Raw genomic sequence first — 17,118 nt, forward strand, 5'->3', positions numbered from 1 at the left:
CCTCCATCATGAGCCGTTAGCTCAGTTGGTAGAGCATCTGACTTTTAATCAGAGGGTCGACAGTTCGAGACTGTCACGGCTCATTGTTCACGGCTCATAATTAAATAGTTTCACAAAAGTTATTGTTGATTTATGTAACTGAGCATGATATGATGTTATAGTTGTGTTAATCGTCATGCCGACTTAGCTCAGCTGGCAGAGCATCTGTCTTGTAAACAGGGGGTCGGAGGTTCGAATCCTCTAGTCGGCATTAACTGAATAGTTATGCGGAAGTAGTTCAGTGGTAGAACATCACCTTGCCATGGTGGGGGTCGCGGGTTCGAATCCCGTCTTCCGCTTTGTTCCAAAGTGTTGCCGGGGTGGCGGAATTGGCAGACGCACAGGACTTAAAATCCTGCGGTTAGTGATAACCGTACCGGTTCGATCCCGGTCCTCGGCACTTTTATGAAGCACCCATAGCGCAATTGGATAGAGTGTCTGACTACGAATCAGAAGGTTGTAGGTTCGACTCCTACTGGGTGCATATAACGGGAAATAGCTCAGCTTGGTAGAGCACCTGGTTTGGGACCAGGGGGTCGCAGGTTCGAATCCTGTTTTCCCGATTAAGTAGTCATATACGATTATTTAACACATCGCGGTGTAGCTCAGCTGGCTAGAGCGTCCGGTTCATACCCGGGAGGTCGAGGGTTCGATTCCCCCTGCCGCGATAGGAATTAGAGCTTGGACCTTTAGCTCAGTTGGTTAGAGCAGACGGCTCATAACCGTCCGGTCGTAGGTTCGAGCCCTACAAGGTCCATCTACTATTAATAGTGGACATTTCCTAGTTACATCATATGGAGGATTACCCAAGTCTGGCTGAAGGGAACGGTCTTGAAAACCGTCAGGTGGGTCAAACCACGCGAGAGTTCGAATCTCTCATCCTCCTTATTATCGCGGGATGGAGCAGTCTGGTAGCTCGTCGGGCTCATAACCCGAAGGTCGCAGGTTCAAACCCTGCTCCCGCAATTTGGTCCGTTGGTCTAGTTGGTTTAGGACGCCTGCCTGTCACGCAGGAGATCACGAGTTCGAGTCTCGTACGGACCGTTAAGTTAATAGTTCTAAATGGCTACAATGGCTCGGTAGCTCAGTCGGTAGAGCAATGGATTGAAGCTCCATGTGTCGGCGGTTCGATTCCGTCCCGCGCCATATCTGTATTCTGCGGGTATAGTTTAGTGGTAAAACCACAGCCTTCCAAGCTGTTGTCGCGAGTCCGATTCTCGTTACCCGCTTTTTTTGGGCCTATAGCTCAGCTGGTTTAGAGCGCACGCCTGATAAGCGTGAGGTCGATGGTTCAAGTCCATTTAGGCCCATTTTGGAGAAGTACTCAAGTGGCTGAAGAGGTGCCCCTGCTAAGGGTATAGATCGCGCAAGCGGTGCGAGGGTTCGAATCCCTCCTTCTCCGTTGTACCATTTAAAAATATGACCCCTTGGTCAAGTGGTTTAAGACACTGCCCTTTCACGGCAGTAACATGGGTTCGAATCCCGTAGGGGTCATTATATTATCGCGGGATGGAGCAGTCTGGTAGCTCGTCGGGCTCATAACCCGAAGGTCGCAGGTTCAAACCCTGCTCCCGCAATTGGTCCGTTGGTCTAGTTGGTTTAGGACGCCTGCCTGTCACGCAGGAGATCACGAGTTCGAGTCTCGTACGGACCGTCACAAACGTCATTCGTTGATGAATGACGTTTTTTTGTGTTTTCAGAATATTAACTGTTTGACGAGATCACCTAAAGAGGTGCGCACTGTAATCAGTAAATAGGGTGGGTGTCATTCAACAGATGGCTGATTGGGCTCACGATTGCTCAACTAAAGCTGACGGCAGATTCTTTAGGATCACACTGATCGGGACATATGTTGGTTCTGACTGCAATGTGATGTTGTGAACGAGGCTTATATATCAACTGATGAGATTTAGCAGTGTTGAGTAAAAGTAATATTCATGAAAAAAGTCGTTGCAGTTCAATCACTGCAGCGACTTGAAATATCCAATACCGGATGATTATGATTTTAATGAACGTACAAATGAATAGCGACTTTCGTGGTAGCCGTAATCTGAGGTGATGTACTTGGCAAATGGCTTGAATGAAGCGCTTCGCAGCCAAACAGCATATTCGGAGTCGCTATGCCAATTTGTGACAATCACGAAGGCTGAATTATTTTTGGACTCACGTAAGATCCAAAAATGTTTCAGCCCATCTGGCTTATTATAATCGTGTCGGAAACTACTAAACTTAGATTTAAAGACTTTTTGTTCTTCTTCCGGTAAATCAATGAAGATGAAACTTGTCATTCCATGCCAGTCAGCTGATCCTTTTGAAAGTAAAACGTCATACGTTACGGGGCTTGAAAAAACGGTTTTTTCGCCGGTTAAATCGAGTAGCATATAGCGATCTTCAGTGGCGTTGGCCTGCATTAATAACAAGTCACGATCAGCATTTTGTTGTTGGATCATGGTTAGAATTTTACGTGTCCCAAATGTTGCTGCAATCTTTCCACTCATCAATATCACTCCTTATTTATTACATCTATTATTATACGTGTTTTTCAAAATAATTGAAAATATGTTAAGTTGTTGGTTTCATTTTTTCTTGGTGCTATATTAAAATAGAAGTGGACAGAGAAATGAAGGGATGGTCAATAATGAAACTAACAGTTCTTGGTTACTATGGTGGTTATCCATACGATGGCGTGGGTACGAGTTCTTACCTGATTACAGCCGGTGATTACCATTTATTGCTCGATTGTGGGTCTGGGGCGCTAAACGCCTTAGAAGAGATTTTAGACCCCTTACAGCTCGATAGTGTGCTCCTAACTCATTATCATCACGATCATACGGCGGACGTTGGGGTCTTACAATATTACTGGCAGTTGCGTGCTGGTGAACGGAAGACGCCCGTGCTGCCGATTTACGGGCACACCGCTGATCCACTTAACTTTGGTGCCTTGACCTGGGCGAATGCCACAGAAGGTCGGGCCTATGATCCGGCTGCTGTCAATCAGATTGGGCCGTTTGATGTGAGCTTTTTACCGACTAAACATCCAGTTCCAGCCTATGCCGTTAAGTTGGTCGAGCGAGCGACGGGGCAAGAACTTGTCTTTTCCGCCGATACGGCTTATTTGCCAGAATTAGCGACTTTCGCAGCCGGGGCACAGTTATTGATGACTGATACGAATTTTGCCGCAGATAAAACTGGTAAAATGTGGCATATGACGTCGGCACAGTCTGGTAAAATTGCCAAATATGCCCGCGTCAAAAAATTATTGCTCACACACTTGCCACAAGATGTCTCATTTACACAACTCCAACAAGAAGCACAAGCAGCCGCCGGTAATGACATTCAAGTGACAGTTGCTCAAAAGTTTTTACAATTGAATCTTGGCTAGTATGATAGGGCTTAGCAAATCATTTTGCTAAGCTTTTTCTGTCAGTTTACCGTTAATAGATTATTGATATCATAAGTCATAATTAAATTGTATACGAATTAATTAATAACAAGAATGACTATAAAAGCGGTTTATTCAATAGAAAAAATACATATATCGAATAATTGTATTTTAGATTATTAGTTTTAAATGAATTAATTTTGTTAAACCTATTCACAATTAAAAGTGAGTAGCGTATAATGAATTATGTTATAAAATTGATTAACGATGCCAAGGAGGACCCAGGATGGTTATTTTATATACCGCACCAAGTTGTACCTCATGTCGCAAAGCCAAGGCTTGGTTACAGACACACGACATTGATTTTCAAGAACACAATCTGTTTACCGAACCGCTTTCAATTGAAAAAATCAAGCAGATCCTACAACTGACTGAATCAGGGACGGAAGAAATTATTTCCACTCGCTCAAAGGCCTTTCAACAACTGAACGTTGATATTAATGATTTGTCACTCAATGAATTGTTTGACATGATTACTCATGATCCTAGTCTGTTACGTCGACCAATTATGCTTGATGAGAAGCGGCTGCAAGTTGGTTACAATGAGGACGAGATTCGCCGCTTCTTGCCACGCAAAATTCGGACATTAGAATTATTACGGGCACAACAATTAGCAAATATGTGATTATCATTGGCTAGTTAGCTTAACTAATTGGCCAATTTTTGTATTTTCAGATAGATTACTTTACAATAAACTGAAATAAGTTAGAATTGTGATAGTGATTATGGCCCTTGACACTTAGAAAGGGGTGGATCTGTAATGGAGATGGAACGCATCAACGAAGATACGATTCGCGTCGTTATTGGAAATGATGATCTCAATGAACGCGGTATTCGCGTACTAGATTTACTAGGGAATCATAAGCAAATTGAAAGTTTCTTCTATAGCATCTTGGAGGAAGTTGATGTTGATCATCAATTTCAGGACAATGATGCCGTAACTTTCCAAGTATTACCAAACCGAAATGGTTTAGAATTATTTATTAGCAAAAACAGTGATAATTTACAAGATACGATTGCTAAAGCAACTCAGTCACCCGACCAATCGGATGATAGCGACTCACAAGATGATGTTTCAGATTATTTGAAGCGTAAACTGATGCAGACGGATACGAATCAGGTTGAAGATGGACAAGGTATTGCACATAATCCAACTAAGGACACTAATGATCTCGATCCGTATTTGGATGATCCTGATACACCAACTAAGGAATACGTGTTGAAATTCGATCAATTTGAGGATCTTGTTTCATTGGCACAATTATTCCGGCCAGAGGGACTCGCGTCTAACTTATTCAAGTATCGCGACCAATATTATCTAGAACTGGTTTTCTTTGTCGATCAATCATCAACGGCCACTATCAAAGATGATGTCGCAGTAGCCTTGGAATATGCCCATTTAGCTAATATTTCAGCTGACGTACTACTTGAACATGGTGAAAAGATCATGTCTAATGCTGCTTTGGAAACCATCCGGCACTATTTTAAATAGCAGTTAATTGCCTCAACATAACGTTTATTCGTAATGTTAAGGCTTTTTTGTATCCACGGATAAACAATCTGCCTGCCGGACGCTTTGCCAAAAGACGGGTGCTGCTCGGGGTCAATAAATGATGATGGGTTTACGTGAGAATTGGCTTTAATGACGTAATTAGTTGTTGAAAGGAGGGACCATCATGTTGATCGCGATGGATGCCCAGCATCAACTCGTTAATGCGGCGACGGCTGATCGCCAAATAGAATATTACTGTCCAGGATGTGTGCAGCCGGTGCGATTGAAACGGGGGGCAGTGATCGTGCCACATTTTGCCCACGTCCATGCCACGGATTGTGATGCTTTCTCTGAAGGGGAAACAACGGACCATCTTCGTGGTAAACAACAATTAGCGACCTGGCTCGCTGCCAGTGGTTATACGGTGCGCTTAGAGGCTGGTTTGCCAGAGATACATCAGCGCCCGGATATCTTGGTTCGACGAGGTACAGCGCAACCACTCGCGTTAGAATTTCAGTGTTCACCCTTGTCAGTGGAGCGACTCGCAGCTCGGACGCAGGGCTATCGTCAGCATGGCTATCAAGTGTTATGGTTGTTGGGACGCCCCTATCAGCGACAATTGCACCTCAATAGCAAGGCTTTGAAGTTTTTGCAGTACCAGCAACGGTGGGGCCTGTTTCTACTTTTTTTGGACACTCAAAGTACTAGTGTTCGTTTATTGCATCACGTCTTGACATTGGATACGGAACCGCTGACCTATCAAACGATTCGACTGGATACGCGCAGCCAGTCGGTGTTACATTTTCGCCAATTGGCTCCAAAAATTAACACCCCAACTTTGCCGGACACGCATTTACGGCATTATTATCAACAGCTAATGTTGGCACGGCTTCGACATCAACGTGGTTTTGATGCGTTACAAGTGGCTTGCTATCAACGCGGGGGAACGATTGCCCAGTTACCGACGTGGACGATGCCCACTGTGCCGCAACTACCGCTGTTATCGGGACCATATCTGGTCTGGCACGCCCACGTCTTTTTTGCACTGCGGCAACAGTCCGGACGGCTTACTGGGCCACAATTAGAGGCATTGATCTGGGCCCAATTACGGCCATTACTTGCCCGGCGTGCCTGCCTGCAAGCACGAGGCACGTTAATACAACAACTGATAACGACCATGATTACGATGCTTAGCGAGCAGCAAGTGATAAACTGGCAGAAAACTGAGTGGCATGTGAATTCCGGCCAGCTTCGATGGCGCAAACATTGATTCCGGAACAGATGCTACCGCGATAGGCGCAATCTGTGGTAATCTAGTGCTATATTGAAATAATTGGAGGAATTTGCATGGTAGTAACCAAACAATTGCCGACCCGTTCGGCCGTTCCTGAAGAACTGACGTGGGATTTGACGCCCATTTATGCAGATCAGGCCGCGTATGAGGCGGATATTGCACAAGTCAAAGCTGCAATCCCCACCGTCACTGCGCTTAAAGAAACGTTTACAAGCTCGGCCGACACGGTGCTGGCTGGCATCCAGGCTGTTTTAGCGCTGTATCGTCGGTTAGAGAAAGTGGCGGTATACGCAAGTCTGAAAAGTGACCAGGATACTGGCAATAGTACCAATGCGGCTTTAGACGATCAAGCTAGTAGTTTGACTGCCAAGGTATCCGCAGCGACTGCCTGGTTCGAACCAGCAATCTTGGAATTAACGCCGGGCCAATTGGATACGTACCTTGATGAAAACGTCGATTTACGTGATTATCGGCATTTGTTGGATACGATCCGGTTGCAAAAGGGACACGTTCTGTCTGAAAGCGAAGAAGCTTTACTCGCAGGCGCTAGTGATATTTTTGGTGCTTCTGCGAAAACTTTTGGTGTACTGAATAACGCTGACTTTCAATTTCCAACGGTAAAGGATGACGACGGCAACCCTGTCAAATTGTCACAAGGAATTTATGGGGTGTTACTTGAGTCCGTTCATCCGGCTGTTCGGCGAGAGGCGTTTGAAGCACTGTATAAAGTATACGGCCAGTTCCGGCGAACACTTGCTTCGACTTTAGCTAGCCAAGTCAAGGTACACAATTTTGTTGCCCAGGCTCATCATTATCCAGATGCGCGGACGGCAGCACTTGCTGCCAATCAGATTCCGACGGCGGTTTACGATTCTTTAGTCACGTCCGTTGACAAGCATTTGGACTTATTGCACCGGTATGTTGCGTTACGGAAACAACTGCTCGGAGTTGATCAGTTGCATATGTATGATATGTACACGCCATTGGCACCCAAGCCGACGACCAACTATTCCTACCAGCAGGCTCAAGCAACTGCTTTACAAGCGCTCAAAATTTTGGGTCCTGATTATCTCAAACACGTCAAAACAGCGTTTGCTTCACGGTGGATTGATGTGGTGGAAAATCAAGGCAAACGTAGCGGGGCGTATTCGTCAGGAATGTATGATACCGCGCCATACATGCTGTTGAACTGGCAGGATAATATTGATAATTTATATACGTTGGTGCACGAAATGGGACACAGTATGCACTCTTACTTCACGACACATCATCAGCCTTATCAGTATGGTGACTATTCAATTTTCGTGGCGGAAATTGCATCAACGACTAATGAAAACTTGTTGACGAACTATTTCTTAGCGACTGAACAAGATCCAAAAATGCGGGCGTATGTCTTGAATTACTACTTAGATGGATTTAAAGGCACCGTTTTCCGGCAGACGCAATTTGCTGAGTTTGAACAGTGGCTTCATGAGCAAGATCAAGAAGGTCAGGCTTTGACTGCCGATCGCTTGTCAAAACATTATTTGCAGTTGAACCAACGCTACTATGGTGACGCCGTCGTCAGTGATCCGCAAATTGCCGACGAATGGTCCCGTATCCCGCATTTTTATTACAATTATTATGTTTATCAGTATGCCACGGGTTTTGCAGCGGCCTCAACGTTGGCTGACCGTATTAGTACGCAACAGACAGATGCTGTTGCGGATTATCTCGGTTACTTGAAAGCTGGTTCATCTGCTTTCCCAATCGATGTCATGCACCGAGCTGGAGTTGATATGACCAAGCCTGATTATCTTGATGCAGCTTTCGAGGTATTTGAAGAACGATTAAATGAATTTGAACAGTTGGTCACCCAAGATTAACCAGTTATAAAAGCAAGCACAATGAGCGTCAGGATGTTCGGTCCCGACGCTTATTTTAGACCTGACCCGCTTATCAGTTAGGGTGTTAGCTGCCGAGTCCAGAAGGCTTATTCTGGCAGCTATAAAAGGTAAATACAGTCAAAAGCACCCGGCGAAAATGATCGTCGGGTGCTTTTGACTGGTAGGACCAGTTGAATAATTGCAATTACTGGAATTATAAAACGTGTAATTGTGCGTTGGCAAGGCTAGCACAGCTGGCATTGGTTGCCCGAGTTGCATCTTGAAAAGGATCCAGATTGCCATTGACTAAGTCAAAAAGAGTCGTGTAATTAAAATGTTCTAGCAAGACACCATAATCATATTGGTCGCAATCAAAAACGACGGCCGACGATGCTTCGGTAATGTTCATTTCAGATGCAAGCCGCTGATCAGCATGAAAGGCCTGTTTCGCCAAGTCACTGTCCCGATCTTCCATGAACATGTCTAAGTCAATCTGACAGTTAGTTGCAACCGTTTTGACGAGCTCTTCCGAATAGTGTTGACCAGCCTTGAGCATTGCAGATTGCAAGGCAATTAAAAAGTTACGCCCCCGTTTTTTGCCTTGAAAAAGGGCGGCTTTATAATCCAAAATAACTCGGTACAATGTTTGAGACTGTTGATTTTGAGCATGCCAGTCGGATGCCTTGATTCCTTGGCACTTTAGAGCCCGTTGAATCACATTAATATTGAGTAATGGTACGAATTGAAATTGGATTTGCTTGTCTGAGTCGTTTGCCAACCGTAACACGTTTTGCTCATCACGTACGCATTGGTTTGCCAACGGATTTACAAATAAATACACTTCTAACACGTTATAATTCCTCCACTTTCTCTATTCGCGTCATAGTGCAGAATACCAATCAAACGAGGTATTTGCAAGTTTTTCATTTCATAAATTTTTTAATGCAGAAAATCACTCGTTACTTAGCTTAAACCTTCACCCGTAATCATGCACCGATTTGCTAAATTCGTAAAGTATTTTGTTTCTAGGATTACAGTTTGGAAAAAAAGTGAACTTAGGGTTCAATCTCGAGAACGTTAACTTTTTATTCCGACGATTTATGGTAAAATTTTAGGGTATGGATTGAAACGGAGGTGCCCCGATGGAAGATTGGAATCATTTTTTACTGCCTTATCAGCAAGCCGTTGATGAGCTTAAAGTTAAATTGCGGGGAATGCGCAAACAATTTCGTGATTTGAATCAGCATGAACCGATTGAATTTGTAACGGGGCGGGTCAAACCCGTTGATAGCATTAAGGAAAAGATGACCCGACGTAAAGTACAAGAAGATCGCCTAGAACAAGATATGCAGGATATTGCTGGTTTGCGGATTATGTGTCAATTCGTTGAGGATATCTATCAGGTCGTTGATTTATTGCGAAAACGGACGGATATGACAATTCTGGAAGAACGCGATTACATTAGTAATGAAAAGCCATCTGGTTACCGTTCGTATCATATCGTGATTGAATATCCGGTCCAAATGGTCGGTGGTGAAAAGAAAATTTTGGCCGAAATCCAAGTCCGGACACTTGCCATGAATTTCTGGGCGACCATTGAACATTCGCTTAACTATAAATATCAAGGGGATTTCCCTGAAAACTTGAGTCAACGATTACAACGGGCTGCGGAAGCCGCCTTTAGTTTGGATAAAGAAATGTCAGAAATTCGTGAGGAAATTCAAGAAGCTCAGAGCTTGTTCTCGTATGGGAAGGGGCCGGGCAACGATGAGCCTGACACGACAAAGGAAGATCAAAATTCATGAAAGTAACGATTTTTGCAAATGCGAGTGCCAAGACCAAGAAAGTAGCGGGTGAGTTACATACTAAACTGCTGGCTGCCGGGTTTGAAATTGATGATGAGCACCCAGACATTGTTTTGTCGGTAGGAGGCGATGGGACGCTTTTAGCGGCGTTTCACCACTATAGTCACATGGTTGACCAAGTTCGCTTTGTTGGCGTGCATACTGGCCATTTAGGCTTCTATACGGACTGGCGAGATTATGAAATCGACCAACTGATCAACGGTTTACTGGAAGACAACGGCCAGAGTGTGACCTATCCCTTGCTAGCTGTAGATATTACTTATGCGGATACGGATGCGACTGATCATTATTTGGCGTTGAACGAGTCAACGCTTAAGAAGCTTGGGAGTACCATGGTTGCCGATGTTTATATTCAAGATGAACTATTTGAACGTTTTCGTGGCGATGGGTTATGCGTCTCCACTCCAACTGGTTCGACGGCTTATAATAAGTCAGTTGGTGGTGCTGTCATTCATCCGCGCTTGGACGCTTTACAAATGGCCGAGATTGCGTCGATCAACAACCGAGTCTTCCGAACATTAGGCTCGCCAGTCATCGTAGCGCCGTATGAAACAATAACGATTCGGCCACAACAGCAGTCACACTTTGTCTTTACAGCTGATCAAATGGATACGCAGCCGCGGCCAATTGAACAAATTCGTTATTCAATTGCTAATCGTCGAATTGCATTTGCTCAGCATCGTCATAATCGCTTCTGGCAACGGGTCGGGACATCCTTCATCGGGTTGGACGAGCAATGAGGTTTACTTGGATCAACCATGAGACGAACCCGATGAAAGTTAAGACACTCTTGGCACAACATGGTGTGACACGTAGTTTGTTGAAAAAAGTTAAGTTTCATGGTGGGGCAATTCTCGTTGATGAACGACCGGTATTAGCGATTCATATGCTGACAGGCGGTGAGACTGTGACGATGGTCACACCTGCTGAAATTGGTAATGACCACTTAGGCGTCTCGACGTTGCCGATCGATATCTTATATGAGGATCGTGACTACCTGATTGTGAATAAACCAGCAGGAGTGGCCTCAGTACCGGCGCATGCCTTACCTGACAATACCTTAGCGAATCGGGTAAAAGGTTATTATCAAGCGGCCCATTATGATAATGAGGTTGTGCATATCACCACGCGTTTGGATCGGGATACGAGCGGTATCGTTCTCTTCGCTAAGCACCATTTTGCCCATTCGATTATTGATCATCAATTGAAGGCCCATGCGATGCGCAAAATGTACTTAGCCGTCGTCAGTGGTGAATTGACGACTGACCACGGGTGGCTAGATGCGCCCATTGGTCGTGCCGCTGATTCATTTATCAAACGAACGACCCGTCCCGACGGTAAGCCGTCTTTAACCGAGTACTGGGTGGTTAAGCGGCTGCGTAACATGACAGTCGTCCGGGTACGGCTGCATACCGGCCGAACGCATCAGATTCGGGTGCACTTTGCAGCTAGCGGTCATCCATTGATCGGTGATGCCCTTTATGGCGGTCCTCGTGACCCGTGGATTCAGCGCCAAGCACTGCACTGCATGCAACTGGAATTTGATGATCCATTCATTAGCCAGACCCTCACGACCTTTGCACCATTACCGGCTGATCTTAACCGTTTAATTATTCATAATCAACGTGCCAATTCATAAAGTGACCATTAAGATTTGGTCTGTTTTATGTTTATCCTAATTAGCATGATTGATGATGAACACGAGCCAATTGATCAGCGTTGACAATGACCAATTTGTTCGCGGAAGAGGGCTCAGGGCAAGTTGGCTTAGTGCGGGCGCTTGTGCCAATATTAGACCATTGAATAACCGTGATTAATGGTCTAATTTTTTAGTTTACTTCGCCAATCAAAAGGCGCATCTCAAAAAATGAGATGCGCCTTTTTGGCAGTTCTTAGTAATTAATAATCTTGGTCCCATGGGCCTGTTTGACGCCGAGTGTTGTGGTGATGTCGGCGACATTGGCAGTGGTAATGCCACCACCAGGTAGGATCTGAATTCGGCCAGCGGCCTGTTTGATCGTCGTTTGCAAGTGGGGGACACAGTCAGCAATCGGCTGATCAAGTGGGCCGCCATGTGTCAAAATGCGATCGACGTCATGGTCTACTAACCAGTCAATTGCCGCGGCTTGTTGATTTTCAGGGATGGCGTCAAAAGCCATGTGGAAGGTGATCGACATGCCACCGGCTGCACCAATTAATAACGCTAAGGCTTCTTCGTCAAGCTGATTATCCGCAGTCAAAGCACCAAATGCGACACCATCAACACCTAATGATTGAGCCTGTAGCAGGTCCGCTTCCATGATTTTTAATTCCGTATCATTATAAACGAAATTGCCACCACGGGGGCGAATCATGGTCACTAGGGGCACGTGATGTTCACTGGTATACTTGGCTGCCTCAGACATTACACCACGACTGACCGTTGTACCGCCAACGGATAGGTTATCGTTGAGTTCGATCCGATTGGCACCGGCCGCAATGGCTGCGGGAATGTTAGTGTAATTTTCAACACAGACTTCTTTTAATAACATGAGTTTCATCCTTTACTAGAAACGGACGCAAACGCCTTCAGGCACAGTAACGTCCTTTTGTAATAGACTTAGTTTACCACTCGTTAAGTCGCGTGCATACAAAGTGGCATTATCAGTGTTTTGATTAACGACCACGACAAAGGCTTCAGTTGGATCTAAATCAAAATCACGGGGGAAGTCACCTTCCGTACTGATTTGCTGAATCAGGGTCAAATGACCGTCGGCGGTTACTGCAAAGACAGCTAACGTATTGTAGCCACGATTGGAGACGTAGAGAAAATGACCGTCGTGACTTAAGCGGATGGCTGCGGCACCGTTGTGCGCCGTGTAGTCGGCAGGAATGGTCTTCACAATGCCAAGCTGCGTAAAGGCACCAGTTTGGGCGTCATATTTTAAGCTCGCAATCTGACTCGATAATTCACCAGCTAAGAAGGCGTATTGGCCGTCTGGACTGAACACGAGGTGACGTGGTCCAAAGCCAGCTTCCATAGTGAGCAGGGATTGTTCACTTAACTGACCGGCGTCGCTGACGTTATAGACATAGACCTTATCGCTACCTAAATCGATTACGGCTAAGCGATTATCTGGCGTGAGGTCGGTGTAATGAATATGGGAGCCGTCTTGTTCAGGACGAGGGCCATGGCCACTATGTTGAACAGTATCGGTCAAAGTCAGCGCGCCATCAGCAGCAATTTTCATGACTTCGGCCGTTCCCTTATGATAGTTGGCACTGTAGACGAGTTGCCGGGCCTCATCGACAGCAACGTAAGCTGGTGGGGTGCCAGGTGCGACAACGGTGTTTAGTTTGTGAGCAGTTTGCCCGTCGATTTGCCAAGCAGCGATACCGCCCTCGTCATCTTCCTTATCGACACTGTATAGGCAATCCTTAGCTGAGAGGGCCAAATAGGTGGGATTTTGAGTGGCTGCCAGTAAGCCATCGTTGGTTAAGGTTTTGGCAGTGGTGTCAAGGGTTCCTTGGTAAATCCCTTGGCTTGTTTTTTTCGTATATGTTCCGAATAAAATGCGTTCTTGCATGATAACAAACCTCCTTGATAGATAATTCAAGTATAGCATAGATATGGCCCGTGTAAGCGATGACAAATTGGCGTCTGTGATTAGGACTATGCTACAATTAAAGCAATTAATTAACCGATGGGGGTCTCAATATGACAATAACTGCAACAGTACAATCGATTGGTGCGAATGCTATCGATTCCAAGGAACCAATTTTAGTTTTATTCGATGAAACGGCCACGGCACCATTACAGCAAATCGCGGTGATTCAGAAATTTGAGCAGCCCATCGCGAGTCTGTCGTTAGTTGCTGGTAGCACCATTACGATCGATCGACAAACTTATACGGTGGCCTTTGCAGGGGGACTAGTGGAAGCTAATTTAACGTCAATTGGGCACGCGACGTTGTACTTCAAACCAGTACCTGCCAAACCAATGGAAAACGGCATTTATTTGACACCAAACCAGTTACCAACAATCAAGGTCGGTAGCGTTATTACGTATCAGGCTTAGGAAGGAGGGATTGTTTGAAACCTGATTCACAGAAACAACGGTGGTCAGCGCAACGGCTCATTCGGATTTTGGTCGTTATTTTATTAGTATTGACGATCTTCTTTATGGGCAAGCAAGTCGATTGGCTATTAGATCCGGTCCGGCAATTTTTTAGCATCGTGGGTTTGCCGATTATTTTGGCCGGTGTGCTGTACTACTTGCTTAATCCACTTGTTGACTGGCTAGAAAAGCGTTTTCGCGTACGACGAACCTGGACGATCATTGGTTTGTTTATTGTGGTTGTCGCGCTGTTGGCGTTAGGCATTATTGCGATTATCCCAACGATTCGCGATCAAACTTTATCAATTATCAATGACTGGCCCAATTATTGGAAAAATGCCAGTACTGAAGTTAATCGCTGGCTCAATGATCCGCAACTCAGTAGTATCCGTGACCAACTTGAAAGTTGGAACACGGATCTCAGTAAGCTAGTGAGTGGCCGCTTTTCGAAGTATTTGACCGGGACGGTGACTTCACTTACAGGCGTATTTAGTACCGTAACGACCGTCATCATTGGGTTGATAACAATGCCGTTTATTCTTTTTTACCTATTGCGCGATGGTCATCAACTACCGAAGTATATGGCTAAGTTTGTACCTACCAAAGCGCGCTCAGGATTCTTAGAAGTTTTGACAGAAATCAATTCACAGGTCAGTAATTATATTCGTGGTCAATTGACCGTGGCGTTCTTTGTTGCCGTGATGTTTGCGGTTGGTTACAGTATTATTGGCTTGAAATTTGCGCTGACGTTGGGAATTGCGGCTGGAATCTTAAATTTGATTCCATATTTAGGGTCTTTTCTCGCAATGGTGCCTTCAGTGGTCATTGCGTTAGTCACCTCACCATGGATGTTGGTCCAAGTTCTGATTGTCTTCGTCATTGAACAAACGATTGAAGGCCGCTTTATCTCACCGTTAGTCTTAGGGAGTAGCTTAGCTATTCATCCGATTACGATTTTAGTCGTCCTATTAGCGGCTGGTAAAATCTTCGGGTTGATGGGGGTTATTTTCGGGATTCCAGGCTATGCGATCTTGAAAGTTTTGTGGACACATCTGTTTGACTGGTATCGACGGTCTTCGGGATTGTATGAGGCTGAAGCAACCCCATCAACTGATCAAACTAACAAGTAAGGTAATTGTTGGCTACTCAGATGGCGCTGAAACGCGATTAAACCAATAACGCCAAATTAAAAAGGTTCCACAGAAGTCTGATGACAATTCTGTGGAACCTTTTTAATTTAACTGAATGGTGATGTTACTAATCATTAGTGAATATCACGCCAGTTGTCACTTTACCAGCTTGCTTTTTTAACACCTGGAATTTGACCAGCGTGCGCTAAGCGACGAAAGTTAAGGCGCGACATGCCGAACTTACGTAGGTAAGCATGTGGTCGACCGTCAAGTGAGTCGCGCCGATGAATACGCACGGGTGAAGCATTACGTGGTAATTTTGCCAATTCGGTATAGTTGCCAGCAGCTTTAAGTGCTTGGCGTCGTTCGGCATACTTAGCCACGGTTGCTTCGATGCGTTTTTCTTTCGCAATTTTTGATTTCTTTGCCATCTGAATGAGTCTCCTTTATGTCATTAAATTCATGCCATTCGGTAGCAAATTCATTTTGACAATTTAAGTCAGCCTTTAGAACAGTTAATAAGATACCACACCTAAATCGTAACAGCTACTATTTTGTCCGCCCCGATATGGTATGATTGAACATACGTCCTTTACACGATGTTGTCATCGTGAATCCATAGTTTCAGGTAAGCTGGAAAGCATCGCTTGGATATGGGACGCCTAATGATAAAATTAACCAAGGTAAGGTGACACCTGTGAAAAAAATTGACCGCGGCATCCAGTTTGTTCAGGCAAATATCGATCGCTTTCGATGCTTAGTTTGTAATCAAGCATACGTGACAATTGACGGCCACAGCTTATGTTGTCCTAATGGGCATCAAGTAGATTTTTCAAAAAAAGGGACGTTGTATTTTCTAACGCATCAAGTCGCTAGCGAGTACGATGCTAACATGCTGGCAGCGCGGCGCCGAGTTTTGCAAGCTGGTTTTTTCGGCCCCATTGTCCAAGCCATTAATGCGGCATTGCCAAAAACGGCGCAACGAATCTTAGATATTGGTAGCGGTGAAGGCACCCCCCTAGCTGATTTGTTGACAATGCATGCCAATTCTGAAGACGTGGGGATTGGTTTTGACATTAGTAAGGATGGGGTTAACTTAGCGACCCAATTGACGACGACTGCTTATTATTGTGTGGCCGATTTGGCCCAATTACCCTTTACCGATGGGGCATTCACGGCCATTATGGATGTCTTCTCACCATCCGCTTACCAAGAGTTTGAACGGGTCCTTGCGCCCGGTGGACAGTTATTGAAGATCGTGCCAAATCCTGAGTACTTAGTTGAACTGCGTCATTTACTATTTAAACCGACTGATCGACAGTATCAGTATGATAATCAACGGGTGTTAGATCTGTTTGCCCAGCACTATCCCACTGCTAAGCGGCAACGAATTCAATACCAAGTTGCGCTTGATAACATTGACTTTAACGACTTATTAGTCATGACACCGCTGCACTGGGGTGCGGATGCTGAGCAGCTCGCAACCGCTAAACGGCAGGAGTTAACTAAGATTACCGTTGATGTGAGTTTATTAACGATGCAAAAAGGTTAGCGCGGGTGCTTGCATGATTGAAACGCCGGTGTTAAGATAACCTTTGAGAAATCGTTTGGTAGTTAACATCGACATGTCGTTGGTGACTACCGAGTTGTACTTCATTAACGTAGCGTTTCGCCGTGCCCACACCGAAATACTACGTTTTTTTGTGTCTTCAAAAGCTGACGGTGAGGTGTGACCATGTGTTGCTATTGCATTCATACCAGTCCTGAATAATGCCATGATTCACCGGTGAGGTTCAATGGCAACCAGTCAATTGGCATGGCTCTCGTAATTTAAAGCGGACCTTCTGAAAAGTCGTGGATGGCTATCAGAAGGTCCGCTATTTTATATGTGACGC

16 protein-coding genes and 18 tRNA genes are annotated in these 17,118 nt (G+C 45.1%); 29 read left to right on the forward strand and 5 right to left on the reverse strand.

What is annotated here, in order from left to right:
* Positions 1-10 precede the first annotated feature (10 nt).
* The 18 genes from ACOV1R_RS06550 (at position 11) to ACOV1R_RS06635 (ending at position 1,693) form a co-directional block, all read left to right on the forward strand.
* Positions 11-83: transfer RNA gene (locus ACOV1R_RS06550), tRNA-Lys, on the forward strand.
* 94 nt (positions 84-177) lie between these two features.
* Positions 178-250, forward strand: a tRNA-Thr gene (locus tag ACOV1R_RS06555).
* Positions 251-266: 16 nt separating this feature from the next.
* A tRNA-Gly gene (locus ACOV1R_RS06560) sits at positions 267-338 on the forward strand.
* A 15-nt stretch (positions 339-353) separates the two neighbouring features.
* Positions 354-439 (forward strand) — tRNA-Leu (locus ACOV1R_RS06565).
* A 10-nt stretch (positions 440-449) separates the two neighbouring features.
* Positions 450-523 (forward strand) — tRNA-Arg (locus tag ACOV1R_RS06570).
* 5 nt (positions 524-528) lie between these two features.
* Positions 529-602, forward strand: a tRNA-Pro gene (locus tag ACOV1R_RS06575).
* Positions 603-633: 31 nt separating this feature from the next.
* Positions 634-707, forward strand: a tRNA-Met gene (locus tag ACOV1R_RS06580).
* Positions 708-722: 15 nt separating this feature from the next.
* Positions 723-796: transfer RNA gene (locus ACOV1R_RS06585), tRNA-Ile, on the forward strand.
* 39 nt (positions 797-835) lie between these two features.
* Positions 836-925 (forward strand) — tRNA-Ser (locus ACOV1R_RS06590).
* Between the two features lie 6 nt (positions 926-931).
* Positions 932-1,005, forward strand: a tRNA-Met gene (locus ACOV1R_RS06595).
* A gap of 3 nt (positions 1,006-1,008) precedes the next feature.
* Positions 1,009-1,083: transfer RNA gene (locus ACOV1R_RS06600), tRNA-Asp, on the forward strand.
* Positions 1,084-1,112: 29 nt separating this feature from the next.
* Positions 1,113-1,185: transfer RNA gene (locus ACOV1R_RS06605), tRNA-Phe, on the forward strand.
* A gap of 12 nt (positions 1,186-1,197) precedes the next feature.
* Positions 1,198-1,268: transfer RNA gene (locus tag ACOV1R_RS06610), tRNA-Gly, on the forward strand.
* A 6-nt stretch (positions 1,269-1,274) separates the two neighbouring features.
* Positions 1,275-1,349 (forward strand) — tRNA-Ile (locus tag ACOV1R_RS06615).
* A 4-nt stretch (positions 1,350-1,353) separates the two neighbouring features.
* Positions 1,354-1,441: transfer RNA gene (locus tag ACOV1R_RS06620), tRNA-Ser, on the forward strand.
* A 19-nt stretch (positions 1,442-1,460) separates the two neighbouring features.
* Positions 1,461-1,533, forward strand: a tRNA-Glu gene (locus ACOV1R_RS06625).
* 9 nt (positions 1,534-1,542) lie between these two features.
* Positions 1,543-1,616 (forward strand) — tRNA-Met (locus tag ACOV1R_RS06630).
* A 2-nt stretch (positions 1,617-1,618) separates the two neighbouring features.
* Positions 1,619-1,693: transfer RNA gene (locus ACOV1R_RS06635), tRNA-Asp, on the forward strand.
* A 343-nt stretch (positions 1,694-2,036) separates the two neighbouring features.
* Here ACOV1R_RS06635 and ACOV1R_RS06640 read toward each other — a convergent pair.
* Entirely contained in the window at positions 2,037-2,537 is a 501-nt protein-coding gene (locus ACOV1R_RS06640) for an antibiotic biosynthesis monooxygenase (protein ID WP_003640886.1), read from the reverse strand.
* 140 nt (positions 2,538-2,677) lie between these two features.
* On the opposite strand from ACOV1R_RS06640, the gene ACOV1R_RS06645 reads away from it, so the two are divergent.
* The 5 genes from ACOV1R_RS06645 (at position 2,678) to pepF (ending at position 8,132) form a co-directional block, all read left to right on the forward strand.
* Positions 2,678-3,421: an MBL fold metallo-hydrolase gene (locus ACOV1R_RS06645; protein ID WP_064578129.1), complete on the forward strand. Its 744-nt coding sequence runs from the start codon at positions 2,678-2,680 to the stop codon at positions 3,419-3,421.
* Positions 3,422-3,707: 286 nt separating this feature from the next.
* The gene (gene spxA, locus ACOV1R_RS06650) at positions 3,708-4,106 is read left to right on the forward strand and encodes a transcriptional regulator SpxA (RefSeq protein WP_011101690.1); all 399 of its coding nucleotides are present in this window, start codon (positions 3,708-3,710) and stop codon (positions 4,104-4,106) included.
* A 135-nt stretch (positions 4,107-4,241) separates the two neighbouring features.
* Positions 4,242-4,973 carry an adaptor protein MecA gene (locus ACOV1R_RS06655; protein WP_003640883.1) on the forward strand — a complete coding sequence of 244 codons (732 nt, stop codon included), beginning with the start codon at positions 4,242-4,244 and terminating at the stop codon, positions 4,971-4,973.
* A 184-nt stretch (positions 4,974-5,157) separates the two neighbouring features.
* Complete coding sequence (locus ACOV1R_RS06660; protein WP_021357469.1) at positions 5,158-6,243, forward strand: competence protein CoiA; 1,086 nt, start codon at positions 5,158-5,160, stop codon at positions 6,241-6,243.
* Positions 6,244-6,320: 77 nt separating this feature from the next.
* The gene (gene pepF, locus ACOV1R_RS06665; RefSeq protein WP_003645949.1) at positions 6,321-8,132 is read left to right on the forward strand and encodes an oligoendopeptidase F; all 1,812 of its coding nucleotides are present in this window, start codon (positions 6,321-6,323) and stop codon (positions 8,130-8,132) included.
* A 214-nt stretch (positions 8,133-8,346) separates the two neighbouring features.
* Here the strand turns inward: pepF and ACOV1R_RS06670 are convergent, their stop codons facing one another.
* Positions 8,347-8,982, reverse strand: coding sequence for a DsbA family protein (locus ACOV1R_RS06670; RefSeq protein ID WP_003640880.1), 636 nt, complete (start codon positions 8,980-8,982; stop codon positions 8,347-8,349).
* A gap of 292 nt (positions 8,983-9,274) precedes the next feature.
* Between ACOV1R_RS06670 and ACOV1R_RS06675 the strand changes: the two genes are divergently transcribed.
* The 3 genes from ACOV1R_RS06675 to ACOV1R_RS06685 are packed head-to-tail and all read left to right on the forward strand — an operon-like array spanning position 9,275 to position 11,636.
* Positions 9,275-9,937, forward strand: a complete 663-nt coding sequence (locus ACOV1R_RS06675) for a GTP pyrophosphokinase (protein ID WP_003640879.1) — start codon at positions 9,275-9,277, stop codon at positions 9,935-9,937.
* The gene (locus ACOV1R_RS06680; protein WP_003640878.1) at positions 9,934-10,737 is read left to right on the forward strand and encodes an NAD kinase; all 804 of its coding nucleotides are present in this window, start codon (positions 9,934-9,936) and stop codon (positions 10,735-10,737) included. The genes ACOV1R_RS06675 and ACOV1R_RS06680 overlap by 4 nt, the downstream gene beginning before the upstream one ends.
* Positions 10,734-11,636, forward strand: a complete 903-nt coding sequence (locus tag ACOV1R_RS06685; RefSeq protein ID WP_015380548.1) for an RluA family pseudouridine synthase — start codon at positions 10,734-10,736, stop codon at positions 11,634-11,636. The genes ACOV1R_RS06680 and ACOV1R_RS06685 overlap by 4 nt, the downstream gene beginning before the upstream one ends.
* A 253-nt stretch (positions 11,637-11,889) precedes the next feature.
* Here ACOV1R_RS06685 and ACOV1R_RS06690 read toward each other — a convergent pair whose 3' ends face one another.
* Both ACOV1R_RS06690 and ACOV1R_RS06695 read right to left on the reverse strand, forming a co-directional pair.
* Positions 11,890-12,528: a copper homeostasis protein CutC gene (locus ACOV1R_RS06690; RefSeq protein WP_003645947.1), complete on the reverse strand. Its 639-nt coding sequence runs from the start codon at positions 12,526-12,528 to the stop codon at positions 11,890-11,892.
* A 15-nt stretch (positions 12,529-12,543) separates the two neighbouring features.
* The gene (locus tag ACOV1R_RS06695) at positions 12,544-13,563 is read right to left on the reverse strand and encodes a lactonase family protein (protein WP_003644619.1); all 1,020 of its coding nucleotides are present in this window, start codon (positions 13,561-13,563) and stop codon (positions 12,544-12,546) included.
* A 131-nt stretch (positions 13,564-13,694) separates the two neighbouring features.
* Between ACOV1R_RS06695 and ACOV1R_RS06700 the strand changes: the two genes are divergently transcribed.
* Positions 13,695-14,054 (forward strand): PTS glucitol/sorbitol transporter subunit IIA, encoded by a 360-nt coding sequence (locus ACOV1R_RS06700; protein ID WP_003645946.1) that lies wholly within the window; start codon positions 13,695-13,697, stop codon positions 14,052-14,054.
* Positions 14,055-14,068: 14 nt separating this feature from the next.
* Entirely contained in the window at positions 14,069-15,223 is a 1,155-nt protein-coding gene (locus tag ACOV1R_RS06705) for an AI-2E family transporter (RefSeq protein ID WP_003640873.1), read from the forward strand.
* A gap of 161 nt (positions 15,224-15,384) precedes the next feature.
* Here ACOV1R_RS06705 and rpsN read toward each other — a convergent pair whose 3' ends face one another.
* Positions 15,385-15,654 (reverse strand): 30S ribosomal protein S14, encoded by a 270-nt coding sequence (rpsN, locus tag ACOV1R_RS06710; protein WP_003640872.1) that lies wholly within the window; start codon positions 15,652-15,654, stop codon positions 15,385-15,387.
* Positions 15,655-15,920: 266 nt separating this feature from the next.
* Between rpsN and ACOV1R_RS06715 the strand changes: the two genes are divergently transcribed.
* On the forward strand, positions 15,921-16,775 hold the full coding sequence (locus ACOV1R_RS06715) for a methyltransferase domain-containing protein (protein ID WP_054518974.1): 855 nt from the start codon (positions 15,921-15,923) through the stop codon (positions 16,773-16,775).
* Positions 16,776-17,118 lie beyond the last annotated feature (343 nt).

Origin of the sequence: Lactiplantibacillus sp. YT640 (assembly GCF_049745435.1) — a bacterium.
GTDB classification, from domain to species: Bacteria; Bacillota; Bacilli; order Lactobacillales; family Lactobacillaceae; genus Lactiplantibacillus; species Lactiplantibacillus plantarum.